The sequence below is a fragment of the Achromobacter sp. D7-1 genome (assembly GCF_059760445.1).
Genome location: NZ_JCBAMT010000091.1, coordinates 1 through 19,219, shown reverse-complemented (window position 1 = coordinate 19,219; position 19,219 = coordinate 1). Strand labels below are relative to the sequence as shown.

Genomic DNA, 19,219 nt, shown 5'->3' with positions numbered 1-19,219 from the left:
GCCATGTCCGCAACAGCCCTCGTCCGCGCCTATGTCGGCCTGGGCGCCAATCTGGGCGACGGCGCAGCAACCCTGCGCCGTGTCTTGGCCGAATTGAAGGAAACCGACGGCATCGTGGCGGTGACGGCATCGCCGTTCTATCGCACCGCGCCGGTGGAAGCCTCGGGACCGGATTTCACCAATGCGGTAGCGGCGCTGGACACGCGCCTGGCGCCGCTGGCCCTGCTGGACGTGTTGCAGGCGCTGGAAAACCTGCATGGCCGCGAACGGCCCTACAAGAACGCGCCGCGCACGCTGGACCTGGACCTGCTGCTGTATGGCGACACCGCGCTGGACCATGAGCGGCTGGTTCTGCCGCATCCCCGCATGCATCTGCGCGCCTTCGTGCTGATGCCCTTGCGCGATCTGGCTCCCGGGCTGTCGCTGCAAGGCAAGCTCATCGACCACTGGATCGGCACGATCCACGACCAGCCGATAGCACGCATCGCGGACTGAGCGCCCGCTACTCCTTCGGCGCGTAGGCCATCAGCGCGCGCTCCACATCCTCGACCCGCGGCAGGCCCGCTTCATTGCCCAGATGCTGGATCTTATGGGACGAGGCGGCGCGCGCGAACGTGAAGTGCTCCACCCAGGGCAACTCCGGACGGTTCAGATAGGACCAGACGTAGGCGCCGTGGAACACGTCCCCGGCCCCCGAGGTATCGACGATGCTGGCGGCCGGCACCTCCAGCGCGGGCAGCACCGCCACTGTCCCCGCTTCGTCGTACCAGAGCATGCCGCGCTCGCCCATGGTCACGGCGCCTATGCGGCAGCCGCGGGCCTTCAGCAGATCCAGCAGCCCCTGCGGCGTGAGCCCCAACTGTTCGCACATGCGCTCCGCGCAGACCGCCACGTCGATATAGCGCAGCAATTCATCGGTGTTCTCGCGCACGCCCCCGCCATCCAGCGAGGTCAGCACGCCCGCCTGCCTGCAGGCCTGCGCGTAATGCAGGGCTGCGTCCGGTTGATGGCCGTCCAGGTGCAGGGCGCGATAGCCGCCGATGTCCAGCCTGGGAAAATCGTTCAGGTAATCCACATCGCGCGCGCGCACGATGGCGCGCTTGCCGTGATTGGGCATGATGAAGGACAGGGACGACCGGCCCACCTTGCGCGCATGCAGCGACACCCCGTGCGCCGCCGCCATGTCCGTGTACATGTGGCCCAGCCAGTCCGAAGCCAGCGAGCAGATCAGATCGGGCGGCGTGCCCAGCCGCGCGCAGGCGAACGCGGCCGTTACGGCATTGCCGCCGAAAGACACAGCGTAGTCGCGCGCCACGCTTTTTTCATCGCCCGTGGGCCACTCGTCCGCCAGCACGGTGACGTCGATATAAGTATGTCCGATGAAGAGCGTTTCGCTCATAGACCTGCCGGAAAGAAGTGATCGGAACCGGCCTAGAAACCGGTGGTTTCGCCCGCCTGCGCCAGCACCAGCCGCGCGCGCGCGATGACGGGCGCGTCGACCATCTTGCCGTCCAGCATGAAGGTGCCGGCCGAGGTGTCGCGGTGCGTGGCGATGACGCGGCGCGCCCATGCCAGTTCCTGCGCCGCAGGCACGAAGGCCGCATGGATCACCGGCACCTGCGTGGGATGGATGCACAGCATGCCGCCGAACCCCATCTGCTGCGCGCGAGCCGCGGCGTGCGCCAGCCCGGACTGATCCTGGACGCCCGGGAACACGCCGTCCAGGGCCGGCGCCAGGCCGGCCGCGCGGCTGTGCAGCAGCACCTGCACGCGCGCCTGGTCCAGTACCGTTTCCGCGCCCGGCGTATCGGGTGTCAATCCCAAGTCCAGGCCGTAATCCAGGCTGCCGAACGCCAGGCGCTCGACCCCGGGGGTGGCGGCGACCTCAGCAACATTGAGTATGCCCTGGGCGCTTTCCAGGATGGGAATCACGCGCAGCCCCGCCTGGACCACGTGGCGCACCTGCGCCAGGCTTTCGGCCTTGGGCAGCAGCACGCCGGCCACCCCGGGCTTGCCGCGGCAGGCCTTGAGGTCGTCGTCGTGCCAGGAGGTAGAGGCATCGTTGATCCGCACCCACAGCCGCGCGCCGGGATTCGTCCCCAGGAAATCGCACAGCGCTTCCCGCGCGGAGGCCTTGGCCAGATGCTCCACCGCATCTTCCAGATCGACAATGACGGCGTCGGCCCCGGCCGCCAGCGCCTTGGGAATGCGCTCGGGGCGCGAAGCCGGCACGAACAGCGCGCTACGGACAACGGGATGCGTCACACGACCTCCGATGCATGGAACTGCGCCACCTGATCGGGCGCGTATCCCAATGATGCTAGCACCGCATCGGTGTTTTGGCCCACCGCGGGCACCGCCGCCATACGCGGCGCGAAGGCGTTGCTGCTGGCCGGGGGCAGCAGCGCGGGCAGAACGCCTGCGGGGCTGTCGACCTGGCTCCAGCGGCCGCGGGCCTGTAGCTGCGGGTGCGCCCAGACGCCAGCCATGTCGTTGACGCGAGCGTTGGCGATCTGCGCGTCTTCCAGCCGCTGCGTCACCTGTTCGATGGACAAGTCGGCGAACGCAGCCACGATCAGCGCGCGCAAGTCATCGCGGTTGGCGGTACGCAGCGAATTGGAGATGAAGCGCGGGTCTTCCGCCAGTTCCGCCTGGCGCAGCACCTGGGCGCAGAACACGCGCCACTCGCGCTCGTTCTGCAGGCCCAGCATGATGGTGGCGCCGTCGCCCACGGGGAACGGGCCGTAGGGATAGATGGACGCGTGCGCCGCGCCCGCGCGCACAGGCGGCGTGCCGCCCTCGAACGCGTAATACATGGGGAATCCCATCCACTCGACCATGCTTTCCAGCATGGAGACGTCCAGGCGGCTGCCCAGGCCCGTTTTCTGCCGTAGCAGCAAGGCGTTCAGGATCGCGGAATAGGCGTACATGCCGGCGGAGATGTCGGCGATGGAACAGCCGGCCTTGACCGGATCGTCCTTGGTACCGGTCACCGACAGGAAGCCACTTTCGCTCTGGATCAGCAGGTCGTAGGCCTTCTTGTCCTGGTAGGGCCCGCCCTCGCCGTAGCCCGAGATGTCGCAGACGATCAGGCGCGGGTACTTTTTGTGCAGGGCATCAAAAGACAGGCCCAGGCGCGCGGCGGCGCCTGGCGCCAGATTCTGCACCAGCACGTCGGCCGTCTCCAGCAGGCGCTCCATCACGCCGCCCGCCTCCTCGCGCTTGAGGTCCAGCGTCAGGCTTTCCTTGGACCGGTTGGTCCAGACGAAATGCGAGGACAGGCCGCGCACGCGCTCGTCGTAGCCGCGGGCGAAGTCGCCGCCACCGGGGCGTTCGATCTTGATGACGCGCGCGCCCATGTCCGCCAGCTGGCGGGTGCAGAACGGCGCGGCAATGGCGTGTTCCAGGCTGACGACGGTGATGCCGTCCAGGGGACGGGGGGCCTCGATGCTCATTCGGTAAACCTCAGTTCAGCTTGGTGGGCCAGCGTGCCGTCCTGCTCGGCCCAGAGCTGGGCCACGCCCGGTTCGGTCAAGCGGCCAGCCACCTGGAAGGGCGTGGGCGCAATCAGCGGACGCAGGCCGCGATACGCCAGATGGGTCAGGCGCGCCTGCGGGTGCGCCCGGGTAAAAGCGGCGACCATCTCCGTGGCGATCAGCGGACCGTGCACCACCAGTCCGGGATAGCCCTCGGTCCCGGTCACGTAGGGATGGTCGTAATGGATGCGATGGCCGTTGAAGGTCACCGCCGAATAGCGGAACAGCAGCACCGGCGACGGCTCGACGGTATCGCGCCACTGCGCCTGCGGCGCGGGCTCGCTGCCGCTGAGCTTGGGCGGGGTCGGCTGACGGTAGACGATGTCCTGTTCTTCGTGGATGGCCACTACGCCTTCCTGGCGGAATTCGTGCCGCACCGTCACGAACAGCAGCGCGCCGGTGCGCCCCGCTTTTTCCTTGACGTCGATCACGGTGGACTCGCGTTCCGCGGGCACGCCGACCTTCAGCGGCTGGCGGAACTCCACCCGGCCGCCCGCCCACATGCGGTTGCGGTCCTGGGCCGGCGGCAGGAAGCCGCCGCGCGCCGGATGGCCATCCGTCCCCAGCCCGTCCATGTCCACCGTGGAGATGAAGAACGCCCATTGCCACAGCGGCGGCAAGGCATCGCCCTGGGCCGGCGCGGGGCCGCCCAGGGTGGCCGCGATGCGCGCGGCATGGCCGGGGTCCATGGCGTCCGTCTTGCGTTCACCGCTGCCGATCCATGCGGCCGGATCTGTAGATGTCATGCCGATATCCTCTGCTGGGGTTTTTACAGACTGAAGCATGCCCGCAAGCCGTCCCGCTTGTGAATTCGTTTTTGCTCAAGGCGGGGTTTGCGCCGCCTGAATCGGGCATCCGCCTCCCGGCCCGCCGTCGCGCGCCGTAATATATGGCCCATGCACTTCGACCTCGCCGACCTACGCCTGTTCATCCACATCGCCGAATCCCCCAGCCTGACCCAGGCTGCCAAGCGGGCGCACCTGTCCCTGGCGGCCGTCAGCGTGCGCATCAAGGCACTGGAGAACCAGCTCAATACCCGCCTGCTGTACCGCGACAGCCGCGGCGTGGAAATCACGCCTGCGGGCCAGAAGCTGCTGCAGCACGCGCGAGTCATCATGCGCCAGGTGGACCACCTGAAACATGACTTCCAGGAACAGGCCGACGGCGACGCCGGCCACATCCGCATCTTCGCCAACACCACGGCGGTCACGGAGTTCATGCCGGATATCCTGGCGCAATTCCTGTCGGCGCACCCCGGCGTCACCGTGGACCTGCAGGAACGCCTGACCCGCGATATCGTGCGCGGCGTGCTGGACGGCACCACCGACCTGGGCATCGTGGCCGGCCCGGTGGACGCCCCCGATCTACAGACCATCCACTTCAGCACCGACAAGCTGGTGCTGGTGGTGCCCAACGGCCATCCGCTGCAGGACCAGGAAAAGATCAAGCTGGCCGAGGCCGTGCGCTATCCCTTCATCACCATGCACGAAGGCTCCACCCTGGTCGCCTTCCTGCGCGACCAGCTGGACCAGGTCGGCCAGCGCCTGCCCCAGCGCATCCAGCTCTACAGCTTCGATTCCATCTGCCGGATGGTGCAGGCAGGCGTGGGCATCGGCGTCATCCCCGACTCCGCGGCGCGGCGCTATGGCGCCGACATGAAACTGCGCGTGGTCGAGCTGGACGAACCCTGGGTGGTGCGCGAACGCAAGCTGCTGGTGCGCGACATAGACGCCCTGCCGGGCTGCGCGCGCGAACTCATCGAACAGATCCAGGCGCCGCGGGCGCCCTGAAGGCCGCCCGCCAGCCTCAGGTGCCGGTGAATGCCGGCGGGCGCTTTTGCGCGAACGCCCGCATGCCTTCCAGGTAGTCGTCGGTGTAGCCCAGTTCGCGCTGCAAGCGGCATTCGAGATCGAACTGCTGCGCCAGCGTATTGCCGCTGGAAGCGTGCAGCGCGGCCTTGGTGGCCGCATAGGCGCGGGTAGGACCGGCCGCCAGCGTATCGTTGACTTCCGCCACCGTCGCCGCCAGTGCCTCGTCCGGCACCACGCGCCAGATCAGCCCCCATGCTTCCGCCTGCCGGGCGCTGAGCGCTTCGCCAAACAGCGCCGCGCCCATGGCCCGGGCGGAGCCCACCAGGCGCGGCAGGAACCAGGTGCCGCCGGCATCCGGCAGCAAACCGATCTTGCTGAAGGCCTGGATGAAGCGCGCCGACTCCACCGCGAACACCACGTCGCAAGCCAGCGCCAGGCTGGCGCCCGCCCCCGCCGCGACGCCGTTCATCACGCACACCACCGGCACGGGCAAGGCGCGCAGCCGGGTGATCAGGGGCCGATAGCATTTTTCCAGGATCAGGCTCAGATCGCGGCGTTCGCCGTCCTCGGCCGGCTTGCGCTCGCCGAGATCCTGGCCCGCGCAAAAACCCCGCCCGGCGCCGGTGATGATCAGGCCGCGCAGGCCGCTGTCGGACTCCATCACGTCCAGCGCTCGCGCCAGTTCGGCATGCATCACTTCCGTGAAACTATTCAGCCGGTCGGGCCGGTTCAGGGTGATGACGCCCACGCCCCGTTCCAGCGTGAAGCGGATCTGGGTGTAGCCGTCGTCGGCCTGGGTCGCCGTCGCGCTCATGCCAGTTCCTCCAGCACGGCCAGTTGCTCGGCGGTATCGCCCAGCAACTGGTCCACCACGGTAAGCCGCTTGAAGTAGTCGCCCACGTCCAGTTCGTCGGTCATGCCCATGCCGCCATGCAGCTGCACCGCCATCTGCGCCACCAGGCGTCCGGCGCGCGCGGCCTCCAGCTTGGCCGACGCGATCATGCGGCGGCGCTGGGCAGCGTCGGTTTCGGTCAGCGCCGCCACCGCCACATAGGCCATGGACAAAGCCAGCTCCTTGGCCACCAGCATCTCCGCCAGACGATGCTGCAAGGCCTGGAACGAGGCCAGCGGCTGGCCGAACTGCTTGCGCGCCTTGAGATAGTCGACGGTGATCTCCAGCAACCGCTCCATCGCGCCCGCCGCATGCGCGCACAGCGCGGCCGTGCCCCACTGCAGCGCCTGGGCCAGGGCCTCGTCCGCGGCGGCGCCTTCGGCCAGCAAGGCATCGGGCGGCAGGCTGACCGCCTTCAGCTCCAGCCGGGCGCAGCGCGCGCCGTCCAGCGTGGGCGTGTCGGTGATCTGCACGCCCGCCGTGCCGGCCGGCACCGCCAGCAGCAAGGCCTGGCCGTCATCGCCGCGCGCGCTGACCAACCATGCCGTGGCCGCGGCGCCGTGCCAGACCAGATGCTTGACGCCGTCCAGGCGCCAGCCTTCGGCGGTCTTGGCGGCGCGGCAATCGCGCGGATCGGCGTCATAGCGGCGGCCGGGTTCCTGGTACGCCACGCTGACGATGGCGTCGCCCGAGGCGATGGCCGGCAGCCACAGGCCGCGCGCCTCGCCGCCGCAGGCGTCCAGCAGCGCCGCGCCCATGACCGCGCTGGGGATGACCGGCTCGGACACCAGCCCGCGGCCCAGTTCCACATGCACCGGCAGCAGGCTGGCCGGCACTTCGCCGAACCCGCCGAAATCCTGCGGAATGGTCAGGCCCAGCACGCCCAGCTCCGCCAGCGCGGCCCACGCGTCGGCATCCAGCTTGCCCGCAGCCTGGCGGGCGCGGCGGCGCGCGTGCGTCCATTCCTGGTCCACCAGGCGCCGCAGGCTGTCGGCCAGCATGCGCTGTTCTTCGGTATAGATGAAATCCATGCGTCGTATTCCTGTCGGGTTGCGCGAGACCGGGCCTACAGGCCCAGCACCAGGCGGGCGATGATGCCCTTCTGCACTTCGGTGGTGCCGCCGTAGATCGAGGTCTTGCGCATATCGGCATAGCCCGCGCCGGCCGCGGCCGCCATTTCCGGTCCCGGGCCGCTGTAGCCGTTGCCGGCCTCCAGCCAATCGGGGTCGTAGGGCCAGGCATCCGGCCCCGCCACCTCCATCTGCAACATGGCCAGGTCCTGCTGGATCTCGGAGCCGCGGATCTTCAGCACCGAGGCTTCCGGCCCCGGCGTGCCGTCGTTGCTGGACGCCACGCGCAGCAGCAGCATTTCCAGCGCCATGATGTCGACCTCGATGCGCGAAATGCGGTCGCGGAACCGGCTGTCCGAAAGCAGCGGCTTGCCGCGGGAACTCGCGTCGGCAGCCATGCGCTTGAGGATGCCCAGCTCACGGTGACAATGGCCCAGGCCCGCGATGCCGGTGCGTTCATGGCCCAGCAGGTACTTGGCATAAGTCCAGCCCTGGTTCTCCACGCCCACCAGATTGGCCGCCGGCACGCGCACGTTTTCCAGCCAGACCTCGTTCACGTCGTGTCCGCCGTCCAGCGTACGGATGGGACGCACGGTCACGCCCGGCGTACGCATGTCCAGCAGCAGCATCGAAATACCGCGCTGCGCGCGGGCCTCGGGATCGGTGCGGACCAGGCAGAACATCCAGTCGGCGTACTGCGCCAGCGTGGTCCAGGTCTTCTGGCCGTTGACAATGTAATCGTCGCCATCGCGCACCGCGCGGGTCGAGAGCGAGGCAAGATCGGACCCCGAGCCCGGCTCGGAATAGCCCTGGCACCACCAGTCCTCGACGCGGATGATGCGCGGCAGGAGGCTGGCCTGCTGCTCGGCGCTGCCGTACTTCATCAGGACCGGGCCGATCATGGACAAGCCGAAGGGCAACAGGCGCGGTGCGCCGGCCTTGAAGCATTCCACCTCGAAAATCAGCCGCTGCAAGGCGTTCCAGCCGGTGCCGCCATGTTCGACGGGCCAGTTCGGCGCGCCCCAGCCCTGGTCGGCCAGGATGTTGTGCCAGCGCACATAGTCATCGCGCTCCAGCCGCTGGTGCCGCAGCACCTTGTCGCGGATGTCCTGCGGCAGCTTGTCCGTGGCGAAGGCGCGCACTTCTTCGCGGAATAGCCGCTCCTGCGGCGTCCAGGTCAGATTCATGGTCGGGCTCCTTTTCCGCTATCTAGCCACGGCCCGGCGCACCGAACAATCTGCCTCTTCCGAAGACGGGCTTCGCGCTGGACATAGGGCGCCCCACTACGGGCCGGCAGAAGGCCAGCTTCAGCAATGAAGAATGGCCGAACCCGCCGCCAGTGCCGACACTTGCAAGCGTCATCCACTGGAACCCGTAGGCATCATGACCGTTCCCGATCACCAGGCTGCCGCGCCGCAAGGCGTCGAAGCGCAGTACCGCCAGGCGCTGGACCAAGGCCGCTTCCTCATCCAGCATTGCGCCGGCTGTGACCGCGCGGTGTTCTATCCCCGCATGATCTGCCCCCATTGCGGCGCGGACAAGCTCGCCTGGGCCACGCCCGACGGGCGCGGCGAGGTCTATTCCACCACCGTGGTGCGCCGCAAGCCCGAGGCGGGCGGCGACTACAACGTGGCGCTGATCGACCTGCGGGAAGGCGTCAGGCTGATGAGCCGGGTCGAGGGCGTGGCGCCAGACGCCGTGCATATCGGCATGCAGGTGCGCGCGCAGGTAACACAGCAGGCCGGTCACGGCCTGGTGGTCTTCATTCCCAACAAGGAGGCGCCATGACGCTGAACGATTTGCGCGGCGCCGTGGCGGTAGCGGGCGTCGGCCACGCGGGCCTGGGTCAGGCCACGGGCTACACCGAAATGGAAATCCTGGTGCAGGCCGCGCAGCGCGCGGTCGCGGACGCCGGCCTCAGCATGCGCGACATCGACGGCATCTGCACCGCCAGCGTGGCCGCGCCCATGTGGGCCATGCCGGTGATCGAACATCTGGGCATCCGTCCGACATTCATCGACAGCACCATGCTGGGCGGCTCCAGCTTCGTGGCGCACCTGCTGCCGGCGCTGCATGCGCTGGCCTCCGGCCAGTGCAACGCGGTGCTGGTCTGCTACGGCAGCACGCAGCGCACCTCCACCTTGAGCCGCGCCGAGATCGGCCGGGTCCGCAAGCAGTTCGATCCGCAGCCCTACGAAACACCCTACGAGCCGCTGAGCCCGCTGTCGTCCTATGCCTTGGCCGCCGCGCGCCACATGCATCAGTACGGCACGCGCCGCGAGCACCTGGCGCAAGTGGCACTGGCCGCCAACCAATGGGCCCAGCTGAACCCCGAAGCGCAATTGCGCGAGCCCGCCACGCTGGAGCAAATCCTCTCGGCCCGCATGGTGTCCGACCCGCTCAGCGTGCGCGACTGCTGCCTGGTGACCGACGGCGCGGGCGCCTATGTGCTGGTGCGCGCCGAGCGCGCCCGCGACCTGCCGCGCCCGCCGGTCTACGTGCTGGGCAATGCCACCGCGGTCTGGAACCGCCAGATATCGTCCATGGAAGACCTGACCGTGACCGCCGCCGCCGAATCCGGCAAACGGGCCTTCGACATGGCAGGCGTGGCGCCCCAGGACATCGACGTGGTGGAGCTATACGACGCCTTCACCATCAACACCCTGCTGTTCCTGGAAGACCTGGGCTTCTGCGCCAAGGGTGAAAGCAAGGATTTCATCGCCGGCGGCGCCATCGCTCCGGGTGGCACGCTGCCGGTCAACACCAACGGCGGCGGGCTGTGCTGCGTGCATCCCGGCATGTACGGCGTCTTCATCATGATCGAGGCCGTCCGCCAACTGCGCCGCGAATGCGGCGCGCGCCAGGTCGCCGATGCTCACCTGGCCCTGGTGCACGGCAACGGCGGCACCCTGTCCAGCCAATCCACCGCCATCCTGGGCACCCAGGCCACGCTTTGAACGACGCAACCATGTCCCCGGCAGCCCCTCTTACCCGCATCCATCAATTGCTGGCGCAGCAAGCCGGCCTGCGGCCTGACGCCACCTTCCTGCACGAGGAAGGCGGCGGCAAGCTGAGCTACGCGCAGTTCTGGCGCCGCGTGCAAGCCGCGGCCGCCTGGCTGGAAAGCCAGGGCGTGCGTCCCGGACACCGCGTGCTGATCGCGGGAGAAAACTGCGCGGCCATGATCGCCGCGTTATTCGCCTGCAGCGTGGCGGGCGCATGGCCGGTGGGCGTCAATGCGCGCCTGTCCACGCGCGAGATCGACGCCATCCGCAGCCATGCGCAGCCTGAACTGCTGCTCTACACCAGCGGCATCTCGCCCGCCGCCGCGGCTCACGCCGAGCACGCGGGCGCCGCTGACGCCGATCCGGACGTCTGGGGACCTGGCGTGCAGGCTGCCAAGGCGGACGGCCCCACGCAGGCCGAGAGCGGCGATACGGCCGCGGAAGTCGCCACCGTGATCTACACGTCCGGCACCACGGGCGCACCCAAGGGCGTCCTGGTGCCGCATCGCGGCCTGCTGCATTTCGCGCGCGTCTCCGCGGCCTCGCGCCGCCTGACGCCGCAGGACATCGGCTATGCCGCGCTGCCCATGTCGCACATCTTCGGCATCGCCACCGTGCTGATGGCCACGGTGCACGCCGGCGCCAGCCTGGTGCTGCGCAGCCGCTTCGACGCCGCGGACGCCTTCAAGGCCCTGGCTCATCCCGGCGTCAGCATCCTCCAGGGCGTGCCCACCATGTTCAGCCGCATGATGGCCGTGGCGCCGCCGCGCGCGGAGCTGCGGGCGCCGGCCCTGCGCTATCTGTACACGGGCGGCGCCGCATTGGACCCCACGCTCAAGCGCGACGCCGAGCGCTATTTCGGCGTCGCCATGCACCACGGCTACGGCATCACCGAATACGCGGGTTCCATGTTCGTCACCCGCATCGACGCGCCGCGCGACGACTGCTCGGCCGGTCACGCGGTCGAAGGCGTGGAAATGCGCATCGGCAACCCCGACAGCGGCACGCCCGCGCCCGGCGAGCGCGGCGACATCCTGATCCGCGGCCCGGGCGTCATGCTGGGCTACTACCGCAATCCTGAACAGACCGCGCAGGCGCTGCTGCCCGGCGGCTGGCTCAACACCGGCGACATCGGCTACGTCGACGAGCACGGCGCGCTGTACATCGCGGGCCGCTCCAAGGACCTGATCATCCGCTCCGGCTTCAACGTCTATCCGCTGGAAGTCGAATCCGTCATCAACGCCTTCCCCGGCGTGCGCCTGTCGGCCGTGGTGGGCCGCGCCACCGCCGACCAGAACGAGGAAGTCATCGCCTTCGTGGAGCCCCTGCCCGGCGCCACGGTGGACACCAACCTGCTGATGCTGCATCTGCGCGCGCAACTGGCGCCGTACAAGCGGCCCGCCCGCATCATCCCCATCGACACCATTCCCACGACCGTCAGCGGCAAGATCCTCAAGCAACCGCTGAAAGAAAGGCTGGCGTAGCCGCGGCCCCGCTGTTCCGCTGCACGACCCGCCACTTACCCACAAGGAGACACCAGCGTGAACATCAAGACCCTGCTCACCGCAGCCGCCGCCGCGGCGGCGCTCGCCACGGCCGCTAGCGCCCAGGCGGACGCTTATCCCGAACGCCCCATCCGGCTACTGGTGGGCTATGCCCCAGGCGGCCCCGTGGACACCACTGCCCGCGTCTTCGCCAAGTACCTGGGCGACAAGCTGGGCCAGTCCGTGGTGGTGGAGAACCGCGCCGGCGCCAGCGGCATGATCGCCTCGGACGCCACCGCCAAGGCCTCGCCGGACGGCTACATGCTGGGCTTCGCCGCCAGCCCCACCCTCACCATGTCGCCGCTGGTCCAGCGCAGCACGCTGTTCGATCCGCGCAAGGACTTCTCGCTGATCGGACTGGTGGTGGACTACGCCAACGTCCTGCTGATCGGTCCGCAGATTCCCGCCAAGAACGTCAGCGAACTGGTCACCTACGCCCGCGCCCATCCTGACGCCGTGTCCTTCGGCTCGGCCGGCATCGGCGCCTCCAATCACCTGTCGGCGGAACTGCTGAAAAAGCAGGCAGGCGCGCCCATGCTGCACGTCCCCTACAGGGGCAACTCGCCGGCCATGGTCGACGTGATCAGCGGCAAGATCACCTTCATGTTCGACATCACCAGCACGGCCATACCGTTCATCAAGAGCGGCAAGGCCCGCGCCCTGGCGGTCACCTCCAAGACCCGCAACCCCGAACTGCCCGACGTGCCCACCATGGTCGAAGCCGGCATGAAGGACTACGAGGTGGTTGGCTGGTACGCGCTGGTGGGTCCGAAGAAGCTGCCCGACGCCGTCGCTGCCCGCCTGACCCGCGCGCTGAACGAGGTCTCCAACGATCCCGCCTTCCGCCAGGCCATGACCGACGGCGGCTACACCATCAACACCGGCGACTCCAAGGCGCTGCAATCACGCATCGACCGTGAATACGCCCTGTGGTCCGACGTCATCCAAAGCGCCAACATCCAGGCCAACTGACCCCCCGGAGCATCCAGATGAATCCCCCGCTCGCGCTGCACACCCAAACCCGCCTGCCCGTCATCGGCGCCCCCATGTTCCTGGTTTCCGGTCCGGACCTGGTGGTGGCGCAATGCGCGGCGGGGATCATCGGCACCTTCCCCTCGCTTAACGCCCGTCCGCAGGAACAGCTGCACGACTGGCTTACCCGCATCGAAGACGGCCTCGCCGCCAGGCGCCAGGCCGCGCCCGGCGCTCGCATCGCGCCCTACGGCGTCAACCTGATCGTCCACCCCAGCAATCCGCGCTGGCAGGGTGATCTGGCCATCTGCGCCGAACGGCGCGTGCCGCTCATCATCACCTCGCTGCATGCGCCCGAAGCCGTGGTGGCAGCCGCGCACGGCTACGGCGGGCTGGTGTTCCATGACGTCACCAACGTGCGGCATGCCCAGCGCGCGCTGGACGCCGGCGTCGACGGCCTGATCCTGGTGGCGGCGGGCGCAGGCGGCCATGCCGGCCAGATCAATCCGATCGCGCTGGTCAACGAGATTCGCGCCTTCTACGACGGCCCGCTGGCGCTGTCCGGCTGTATCAGCCACGGCAAGGACATCCTGGCCGCGCAAGTGCTGGGCTGCGACTTCGCCTACATGGGCACGCGCTTCATCGCCACCCAGGAATCATTGGCAGGCGACGCCTACCGCGAAATGGTGCTGCAGGCGCAAGCCGCGGACGTCACCTACACCCCCTACTTCTCGGGCGTGCCCGCGAACTATCTGTCGGCCAGCATCCAGGCCGCGGGCCTGGACCCACTGGAGCTCGCCAGGAACGGCATCGCCCCGCCCGCCAACATGGACAAGAGTTCCCGGCCCAAGGCCTGGAAAGATGTGTGGAGCGCGGGCCAGGGCGTGGGCGCCGCGCAGGAGGTCCTGCCGATCGCGATGCTGGTGGATCAGCTGGAAGCCGAATACCACGGCGCGCGCGAGGCCCTGCTTCGACGCTAATCCAGCTTGATGTTGGCCGTCTTGATGACGTCGCGCCACTTCGCGATTTCGTCGCGCACAAAATCGCCGAACTGCTCGGGGGTGCCAGGCTTGGGCTCGGCGCCCGCGGCGATCATGCCCTGCGCGGTGGCCTGATCCGACAGCACCCGCACCAGGTCCGCATTCACGCGCTTGACGATGTCGGGCGGCGTGCCCTTGGGCGCCATCACGCCGCTCCACGAGTAGGCCTCGTAGCCCGGCAGTCCCGCCTCGGCGATGGTCGGCACGTCGGGCAGCATGCTGGAACGCGTTGGATTGCCCACGCCCAAGGCGCGTACCTTGCCGCCCTTCAGATGCGGCACGGCGGAAGGGCCGTCGGCGAACATCACCTGCACCTGTCCGCCCAGCAGGTCCTGCATGGCGGGCGCGCTGCCGCGATAAGGCACGTGCTGGATGCGCACGCCTGCCATGGCATTGAAGAGCTCGCCGGCCAGATGCGTGCCGCCGCCCGTACCCGACGAGCTGAACGACAGCTTGCCCGGGTTCGCCTTGGCGTAGGCGATCAGTTCGCTCACCGAATTCACGGGCAGCGCGGCGTTCACCACCAGCACGATGGGGAAAACCGCCGCCATGCCGACCGGCACGAAGTCCCGGGTGATGTCGTAGCTCAGATTGCCCCGCAGGCTGGGCAGCACCGCGTGGTGGATGGAAGCGAAGAAGTAGTTGTAGCCGTCGGGCTCGGCCTTGGCCGCGAACTGCGCGCCCACGATGCCGCCCGCGCCCGACTTGTTGTCCACCACCGTAGGCACCGACCACAACTGGCCCAGCGGCTGCGTGGTAAAGCGCGCGGTCGTGTCCACGGGCCCGCCCGCGGGGAATGGCACGATGAAGTTCACGGCATGCGCCGGCCAGGCGGCGGCGCGGGCGATGGCGGGGAACAGCGCAGGCAGCGCGGCGGCGGCGCACGCGGCGCCCAGCCCCGCAATGGCGCGGCGGCGTAGTAGATCGGTCACGGCAGTCTCCTGGTTCTCGGTTTTATGGGCGGCCAAGCTCGAGGACTGCTGCCTGACGCCTTTTTTATTATTTGCCGAACCGGCGGAGCCGCCGCTACATATTTGCAAAAGCCCCTCTTCGGGACGCGCTACAGGCCGCGCGCCGCGCGCTGCACGTGTCCGATGAAGCATTCCGCGAAACTGGGCAGATCGCGTCCGCGCTGACGGCACAGCAGGCGGTCGCGCAGCGCCCAGGGATCATCCAGTTTGAGCACGTGCAGCGCGTCCGGGCGGCTGTAGCGCGCGGCGCAGGCGCGCGGCACCACCGCGATCCCCGCGCCCGCCTCCACCATGCGGCACACGGCTTCGAAGCTGCCCACGTGCACGCGCTGGCAGATGCGCTTGCCCAGGCCGCTGGCGATGTCTTCCAGGAAGGTCTGGATGGCGCTGTCGGGATGGATGCCGACGAACTGGTACGCGTCCAGCAGGTCAGCGAAATGCGCGGACTCGGAGGCAGCCAGCGGATGATCCAGCGACGTCACCACGGTGAGCTCATCGCGGAACAGCGGCGTGACGTCCAGGCCGGACACATCGATATTGCCCGCCACCAGCCCCAGATCTCCCTGACCTGCGCGTATGGCAATGACGATATCGCCAGAAATCTTTTCTTCCAGTTCCACATCCACATCAGGGTTTTCCGCAAGAAACGTGGACAGCGCATCGGCCAGGAAGGAATTGGTGGCCGTGGTGTTGGCCAATAGGCGCAGGCGTCCCTTCAGGCCGCTGGCATAGGGCTGCAGGTCCGCGTTCAGGCATTCCAGCTGCCGGAATACGGCATTCGCATGCTTGAGCAGCACTTCGCCCGCCGGCGTCAGCGCCACGCCCGTGGCCATGCGCACCAGCAGCCTGGCCTTGAAGGCCTCTTCCATGTTCTTCACCCGCGCGCTCGCCGCCGGCAGGGATAGGAAGGTGCGCTCGGCAGCCCGGGTCAGATTGAGTGTTTCCCCCACGTTCAGAAACAAACGCAGGTCCGTCAGATCGTGTCTCATGTTCCACCACGCAGAAGGGGGGCATATCTAATTTTGAATTCTTCGCATGCCTCGTCGAATCTACCATGGTGCATCCCCTCGAACCAGAGCGTTTGATGCGGAACTGTTTTCCACACGGCGCGCGCGCCGCAGCACAGGAGTCAACTTCAATGAGCGGCATGGTTTCCGGAAAAGTAGTGATCGTTACCGGCGCGGGCGGCGGCATCGGCCGCAGCATTGCGCTGGCCATGGCGCAGGCCGGCGCCAAGGTGGTCGTGAACGACATCGGCGTATCGCTCACCGGCGAAGGCGGCGCGGAAGGCCCCGCGCAAGCGGTCGTCAAGGAGATCATCGCGGCGGGCGGCCAGGCCGTCGCCAACACGGACAGCGTGGCCGCCTACGACAGCGCCAGCCGCTGCGTGCAGACGGCGATCGACGCCTTCGGCCGCATCGACGCCGTCGTCAACAACGCCGGCAATCTGCGCGACCGGGTTTTCCACAAGATGAGCGAAGAGGAATGGAGCCAGGTGCTGGGCGTGCACCTGAACGGCTCCTTCTTCATGAGCCGCGCGGCGGCGCCCTACTTCCGCGAACAGGAGTCCGGCGCATTCGTGCACATGACCTCCACGTCCGGACTGATCGGAAATTTTGGCCAAGCCAACTACGCCGCGGCCAAGCTGGGCATTGTGGCCCTGTCGAAGTCCATCGCGCTGGACATGGCGCGCTACAACGTCCGCTCCAACTGCATTGCGCCGTTCGCCTGGAGCCGCATGACCAGTTCCATTCCGGCCGAGACGGATGAGGAAAAGGCCCGCGTCGAAAAGCTGAAGAAGATGGAAGCCGGCAAGGTCGCGCCCATGACCGTCTACCTGGCCAGCGACGCCGCCAGCGAGGTCACCGCACAGATCTTCGCGGTGCGCGCCAACGAGATCATGCTGATGAGCCAGCCGCGACCGCTGCGCACCGTGCATCACGGCGACGGGTGGACGCCAGAGCGCATCGCCGAGATCGCGGTGCCCGCCATGCGCAAGCACTTCTACGCGTTGGAGCGTTCGCCCGACGTGATCGACTGGGACCCCATCTGAGGCCGCCATGCCCCTGGACTACGCAACCGTAAAAAACTGGCGCTTCGACGAGGTGCGCCAGCGCTACGACGAGAAAGACACCATGCTGTACGCCCTGGGCATAGGCCTGGGGCAGGATCCCGAAGACGCCGGCCAGCTGCGCTACGTGTACGAAAAAGGCTTGCAGTCCTTCCCCACCATGAGCGTGGTGCTGGGCTACCCGGGCTTCTGGGTCCGGGACCCGCGCGCCGGCATAGACTGGGTGCGCGTGGTGCATGGCGAACAGCGGCTGACGATGCACGCGCCCCTGCCGGCAGCGGGCGTCGTCATCGGCAAAAGCCGCAACACGCACGTGATCGACAAAGGCGCCGACAAGGGCGCCATCATCATCACCGAACGCACCCTGCATGGCGAGGACGGCGCCTGCCTCGCCACCCTGCGGCAAAGCACCTTCTGCCGCGGCGACGGCGGCTTCGGACCAGGAGACGACAGCCCCGCCGCCCTGCCCGCCGCGCCCGACGGCGAACCAGACCTGCGCTGCGAGATCCGCATTCCCGCCAACGCGGCCTTGCTGTACCGGCTGAACGCCGACCGCAATCCGTTGCACGCAGACCCCGAGGTCGCGCGGCAGGCCGGCTATCCCAAACCCATCCTGCACGGGCTGTGCACCTACGGCGTAGTGGCCCACGCCATCGTCAAAAGCTGCTGCGGCTACGATGCCTCGCGCCTCGTCAGCCTGAACACGCGCTTCTCGGCGCCGGTGTACCCCGGCGAAACCCTGCAATGCGACATCTGGCGCCTGCCCGACGGCCAGATCCGCTTCCTGGCCCGCGCGCTGGAACGCAAGATAGTCGTATTGAGCCACGGCACCGCGGAGCTGAAACCATGACGCGCCCGCCCGCCTTGAGCGGCATCCGGGTGCTGGACCTCTCGCGCATCCTGGCCGGCCCCTGGTGCACGCAAAACCTCGCCGACCTGGGCGCCGACGTCATCAAGATCGAACGTCCCCGCGTAGGCGACGACACCCGCGCCTGGGGCCCGCCCTTCCTGAAAGACGGCGACGGCCGCGACACCGAGGAATCCGCCTACTACCTCAGCGCCAACCGCAACAAGCGCTCGGTAGAGGCCGACATGGCCACACCCGCGGGCGCCGCGCTGATCCGCGAACTGGCGGCCGCCAGCGACATCCTGGTCGAAAACTTCAAGGTCGGCGGCCTCGCCAAATACGGCCTGGACTACGACAGCCTCAAACAGATCAACCCGCGCCTGATCTATTGCTCGGTCACCGGCTTTGGCCAGGACGGCCCCTATGCGCAGCACCCCGGCTACGACTTCATGATCCAGGGCTTGGGCGGCCTGATGAGCATCACCGGCGAACGCGACGACCTGCCCGGCGGCGGCCCGCAAAAGGCCGGCGTGGCGGTGACCGACATCATCACCGGCATGTACGCCACCGTCGCGATCCTGGCCGCCTTGCAGGAACGCCACAACAGCGGCCTGGGCCAGCACCTGGACATCGCCCTGCTGGACAGCCACGTCGCCATGCTGGCCAACCAGAACTCCAACTACTTCAACTCCGGCGTCGCGCCCCAGCGCGCCGGCAACGCGCACCAGAACGTCGTGCCCTACCAAGTGTTCGCCGCCAGCGACGGCCACCTGATCGTCGCCACCGGCAACGAATCGCAGTACCGCGCGTACTGCCGCGCCATCGGCGCACCCGAGCTGGGCGACGACCCGCGTTTTGCCACCAACCGCATGCGCCTGGCCAACCGCGAGGTGCTGGTCGGCCTGCTGACCGAGATCATGCGCCAGGGCCGGCGCGACGAGTGGATCGCCAAGCTGGAGGCCGTGGGCGTGCCCTGCGGCCCCATCAACGATATCGCGCAGGCCCAGGCCCATCCGCAAGCGCTGGCGCGGCAGCTGCGGCGCGATCTGCCGCATCCAGCCGGCGGCGTGGCAGCGGTGACGGCCAGCCCGTTGCGCTTGTCGGCCTCGCCGGTCGAGTACCGCCGCGCGCCGCCGCTACTTGGGGAGCACACGGAAGAAGTGCTGCGCGAGGTGCTGGGCAAAACGCCGCAGGAGATCGCCGCGTTCCGCGCCGCGCTGCAAGCACCATCACATTCAAATTAATCACGTATGTCATTTCCGGCCGCCCGCGCGGCCGGAAATGGCGGGCAACAAGAACGTCGTCCCTGACCACAACTCCAGCAGCGCACCAGACCAAGACACAAGTAGCCCGTCGTCGCGGGCGCCTGGGTGGCGAGCAACCTCGATGCGCCCGAGGGAATCTGAAGGAGCCGCCGCAGGCGGGGACGAAGATGACGAAGGGGCAGTCCGGAGCGAACG

General features: G+C 68.2%; 19 protein-coding genes. 10 read left to right on the top strand and 9 right to left on the bottom strand.

The window, feature by feature from the left end; genetic code table 11:
- Nucleotides 1-3 precede the first annotated feature (3 nt).
- On the top strand, nucleotides 4-495 hold the full coding sequence (locus tag AC6LKD_RS27730; protein ID WP_498118050.1) for a 2-amino-4-hydroxy-6-hydroxymethyldihydropteridine diphosphokinase: 492 nt from the start codon (nucleotides 4-6) through the stop codon (nucleotides 493-495).
- A gap of 7 nt (nucleotides 496-502) precedes the next feature.
- Here AC6LKD_RS27730 and AC6LKD_RS27725 read toward each other — a convergent pair whose 3' ends face one another.
- Genes AC6LKD_RS27725 through AC6LKD_RS27710 form a run of 4 tightly spaced genes read right to left on the bottom strand, consistent with a single transcriptional unit; the run spans nucleotide 503 to nucleotide 4,282 of the window.
- Nucleotides 503-1,399, bottom strand: a complete 897-nt coding sequence (locus AC6LKD_RS27725) for a sugar kinase (RefSeq protein WP_498118049.1) — start codon at nucleotides 1,397-1,399, stop codon at nucleotides 503-505.
- Between the two features lie 32 nt (nucleotides 1,400-1,431).
- On the bottom strand, nucleotides 1,432-2,265 hold the full coding sequence (locus tag AC6LKD_RS27720) for an HpcH/HpaI aldolase/citrate lyase family protein (RefSeq protein ID WP_013391637.1): 834 nt from the start codon (nucleotides 2,263-2,265) through the stop codon (nucleotides 1,432-1,434).
- Nucleotides 2,262-3,455: a CaiB/BaiF CoA transferase family protein gene (locus AC6LKD_RS27715; RefSeq protein WP_013391636.1), complete on the bottom strand. Its 1,194-nt coding sequence runs from the start codon at nucleotides 3,453-3,455 to the stop codon at nucleotides 2,262-2,264. Before AC6LKD_RS27715 ends, AC6LKD_RS27720 begins: the two co-directional genes overlap by 4 nt.
- Nucleotides 3,452-4,282: an HTD2 family dehydratase gene (locus AC6LKD_RS27710; protein WP_013391635.1), complete on the bottom strand. Its 831-nt coding sequence runs from the start codon at nucleotides 4,280-4,282 to the stop codon at nucleotides 3,452-3,454. The genes AC6LKD_RS27715 and AC6LKD_RS27710 overlap by 4 nt, the downstream gene beginning before the upstream one ends.
- Before the next feature lie 150 nt (nucleotides 4,283-4,432).
- Here AC6LKD_RS27710 and AC6LKD_RS27705 point away from each other — a divergent pair, with 150 nt between their 5' ends.
- Entirely contained in the window at nucleotides 4,433-5,326 is an 894-nt protein-coding gene (locus AC6LKD_RS27705) for a LysR family transcriptional regulator (RefSeq protein WP_013391634.1), read from the top strand.
- A gap of 16 nt (nucleotides 5,327-5,342) precedes the next feature.
- Here the strand turns inward: AC6LKD_RS27705 and paaG are convergent, their stop codons facing one another.
- The 3 genes from paaG to AC6LKD_RS27690 are packed head-to-tail and all read right to left on the bottom strand — an operon-like array spanning nucleotide 5,343 to nucleotide 8,496.
- Nucleotides 5,343-6,161, bottom strand: a complete 819-nt coding sequence (paaG, locus tag AC6LKD_RS27700; protein ID WP_498118048.1) for a 2-(1,2-epoxy-1,2-dihydrophenyl)acetyl-CoA isomerase PaaG — start codon at nucleotides 6,159-6,161, stop codon at nucleotides 5,343-5,345.
- Nucleotides 6,158-7,270 (bottom strand): acyl-CoA dehydrogenase family protein, encoded by a 1,113-nt coding sequence (locus AC6LKD_RS27695; protein ID WP_498118047.1) that lies wholly within the window; start codon nucleotides 7,268-7,270, stop codon nucleotides 6,158-6,160. The genes paaG and AC6LKD_RS27695 overlap by 4 nt, the downstream gene beginning before the upstream one ends.
- Before the next feature lie 35 nt (nucleotides 7,271-7,305).
- Complete coding sequence (locus tag AC6LKD_RS27690; RefSeq protein ID WP_498118046.1) at nucleotides 7,306-8,496, bottom strand: acyl-CoA dehydrogenase family protein; 1,191 nt, start codon at nucleotides 8,494-8,496, stop codon at nucleotides 7,306-7,308.
- A 196-nt stretch (nucleotides 8,497-8,692) separates the two neighbouring features.
- On the opposite strand from AC6LKD_RS27690, the gene AC6LKD_RS27685 reads away from it, so the two are divergent.
- From AC6LKD_RS27685 to AC6LKD_RS27665, 5 genes are read left to right on the top strand one after another with little or no spacing between them, the layout of a single operon-like run.
- Nucleotides 8,693-9,097: a Zn-ribbon domain-containing OB-fold protein gene (locus AC6LKD_RS27685; RefSeq protein WP_041654914.1), complete on the top strand. Its 405-nt coding sequence runs from the start codon at nucleotides 8,693-8,695 to the stop codon at nucleotides 9,095-9,097.
- Nucleotides 9,094-10,266 carry a thiolase family protein gene (locus AC6LKD_RS27680; protein ID WP_013391629.1) on the top strand — a complete coding sequence of 391 codons (1,173 nt, stop codon included), beginning with the start codon at nucleotides 9,094-9,096 and terminating at the stop codon, nucleotides 10,264-10,266. The genes AC6LKD_RS27685 and AC6LKD_RS27680 overlap by 4 nt, the downstream gene beginning before the upstream one ends.
- A gap of 11 nt (nucleotides 10,267-10,277) precedes the next feature.
- Entirely contained in the window at nucleotides 10,278-11,798 is a 1,521-nt protein-coding gene (locus AC6LKD_RS27675; protein ID WP_498118045.1) for a class I adenylate-forming enzyme family protein, read from the top strand.
- 57 nt (nucleotides 11,799-11,855) lie between these two features.
- Entirely contained in the window at nucleotides 11,856-12,830 is a 975-nt protein-coding gene (locus AC6LKD_RS27670; RefSeq protein WP_498118044.1) for a Bug family tripartite tricarboxylate transporter substrate binding protein, read from the top strand.
- A 17-nt stretch (nucleotides 12,831-12,847) separates the two neighbouring features.
- Nucleotides 12,848-13,810, top strand: a complete 963-nt coding sequence (locus AC6LKD_RS27665) for an NAD(P)H-dependent flavin oxidoreductase (RefSeq protein WP_013391626.1) — start codon at nucleotides 12,848-12,850, stop codon at nucleotides 13,808-13,810.
- Here the strand turns inward: AC6LKD_RS27665 and AC6LKD_RS27660 are convergent.
- Together AC6LKD_RS27660 and AC6LKD_RS27655 are read right to left on the bottom strand one after the other, a co-directional pair.
- Nucleotides 13,807-14,802, bottom strand: a complete 996-nt coding sequence (locus tag AC6LKD_RS27660; RefSeq protein ID WP_041652271.1) for a tripartite tricarboxylate transporter substrate binding protein — start codon at nucleotides 14,800-14,802, stop codon at nucleotides 13,807-13,809. The two genes, AC6LKD_RS27665 and AC6LKD_RS27660, sit on opposite strands and share 4 nt — an antisense overlap.
- 128 nt (nucleotides 14,803-14,930) lie before the next feature.
- Complete coding sequence (locus AC6LKD_RS27655; protein WP_013391624.1) at nucleotides 14,931-15,830, bottom strand: LysR family transcriptional regulator; 900 nt, start codon at nucleotides 15,828-15,830, stop codon at nucleotides 14,931-14,933.
- 149 nt (nucleotides 15,831-15,979) lie between these two features.
- Between AC6LKD_RS27655 and AC6LKD_RS27650 the strand changes: the two genes are divergently transcribed.
- Genes AC6LKD_RS27650 through AC6LKD_RS27640 form a run of 3 tightly spaced genes read left to right on the top strand, consistent with a single transcriptional unit; the run spans nucleotide 15,980 to nucleotide 19,003 of the window.
- Nucleotides 15,980-16,894, top strand: a complete 915-nt coding sequence (locus AC6LKD_RS27650) for an SDR family NAD(P)-dependent oxidoreductase (RefSeq protein WP_492276016.1) — start codon at nucleotides 15,980-15,982, stop codon at nucleotides 16,892-16,894.
- A gap of 7 nt (nucleotides 16,895-16,901) precedes the next feature.
- The gene (locus AC6LKD_RS27645; RefSeq protein WP_492276015.1) at nucleotides 16,902-17,762 is read left to right on the top strand and encodes a MaoC family dehydratase; all 861 of its coding nucleotides are present in this window, start codon (nucleotides 16,902-16,904) and stop codon (nucleotides 17,760-17,762) included.
- On the top strand, nucleotides 17,759-19,003 hold the full coding sequence (locus AC6LKD_RS27640) for a CaiB/BaiF CoA transferase family protein (RefSeq protein ID WP_498118043.1): 1,245 nt from the start codon (nucleotides 17,759-17,761) through the stop codon (nucleotides 19,001-19,003). The genes AC6LKD_RS27645 and AC6LKD_RS27640 overlap by 4 nt, the downstream gene beginning before the upstream one ends.
- The last annotated feature ends 216 nt before the right edge of the window (nucleotides 19,004-19,219 follow it).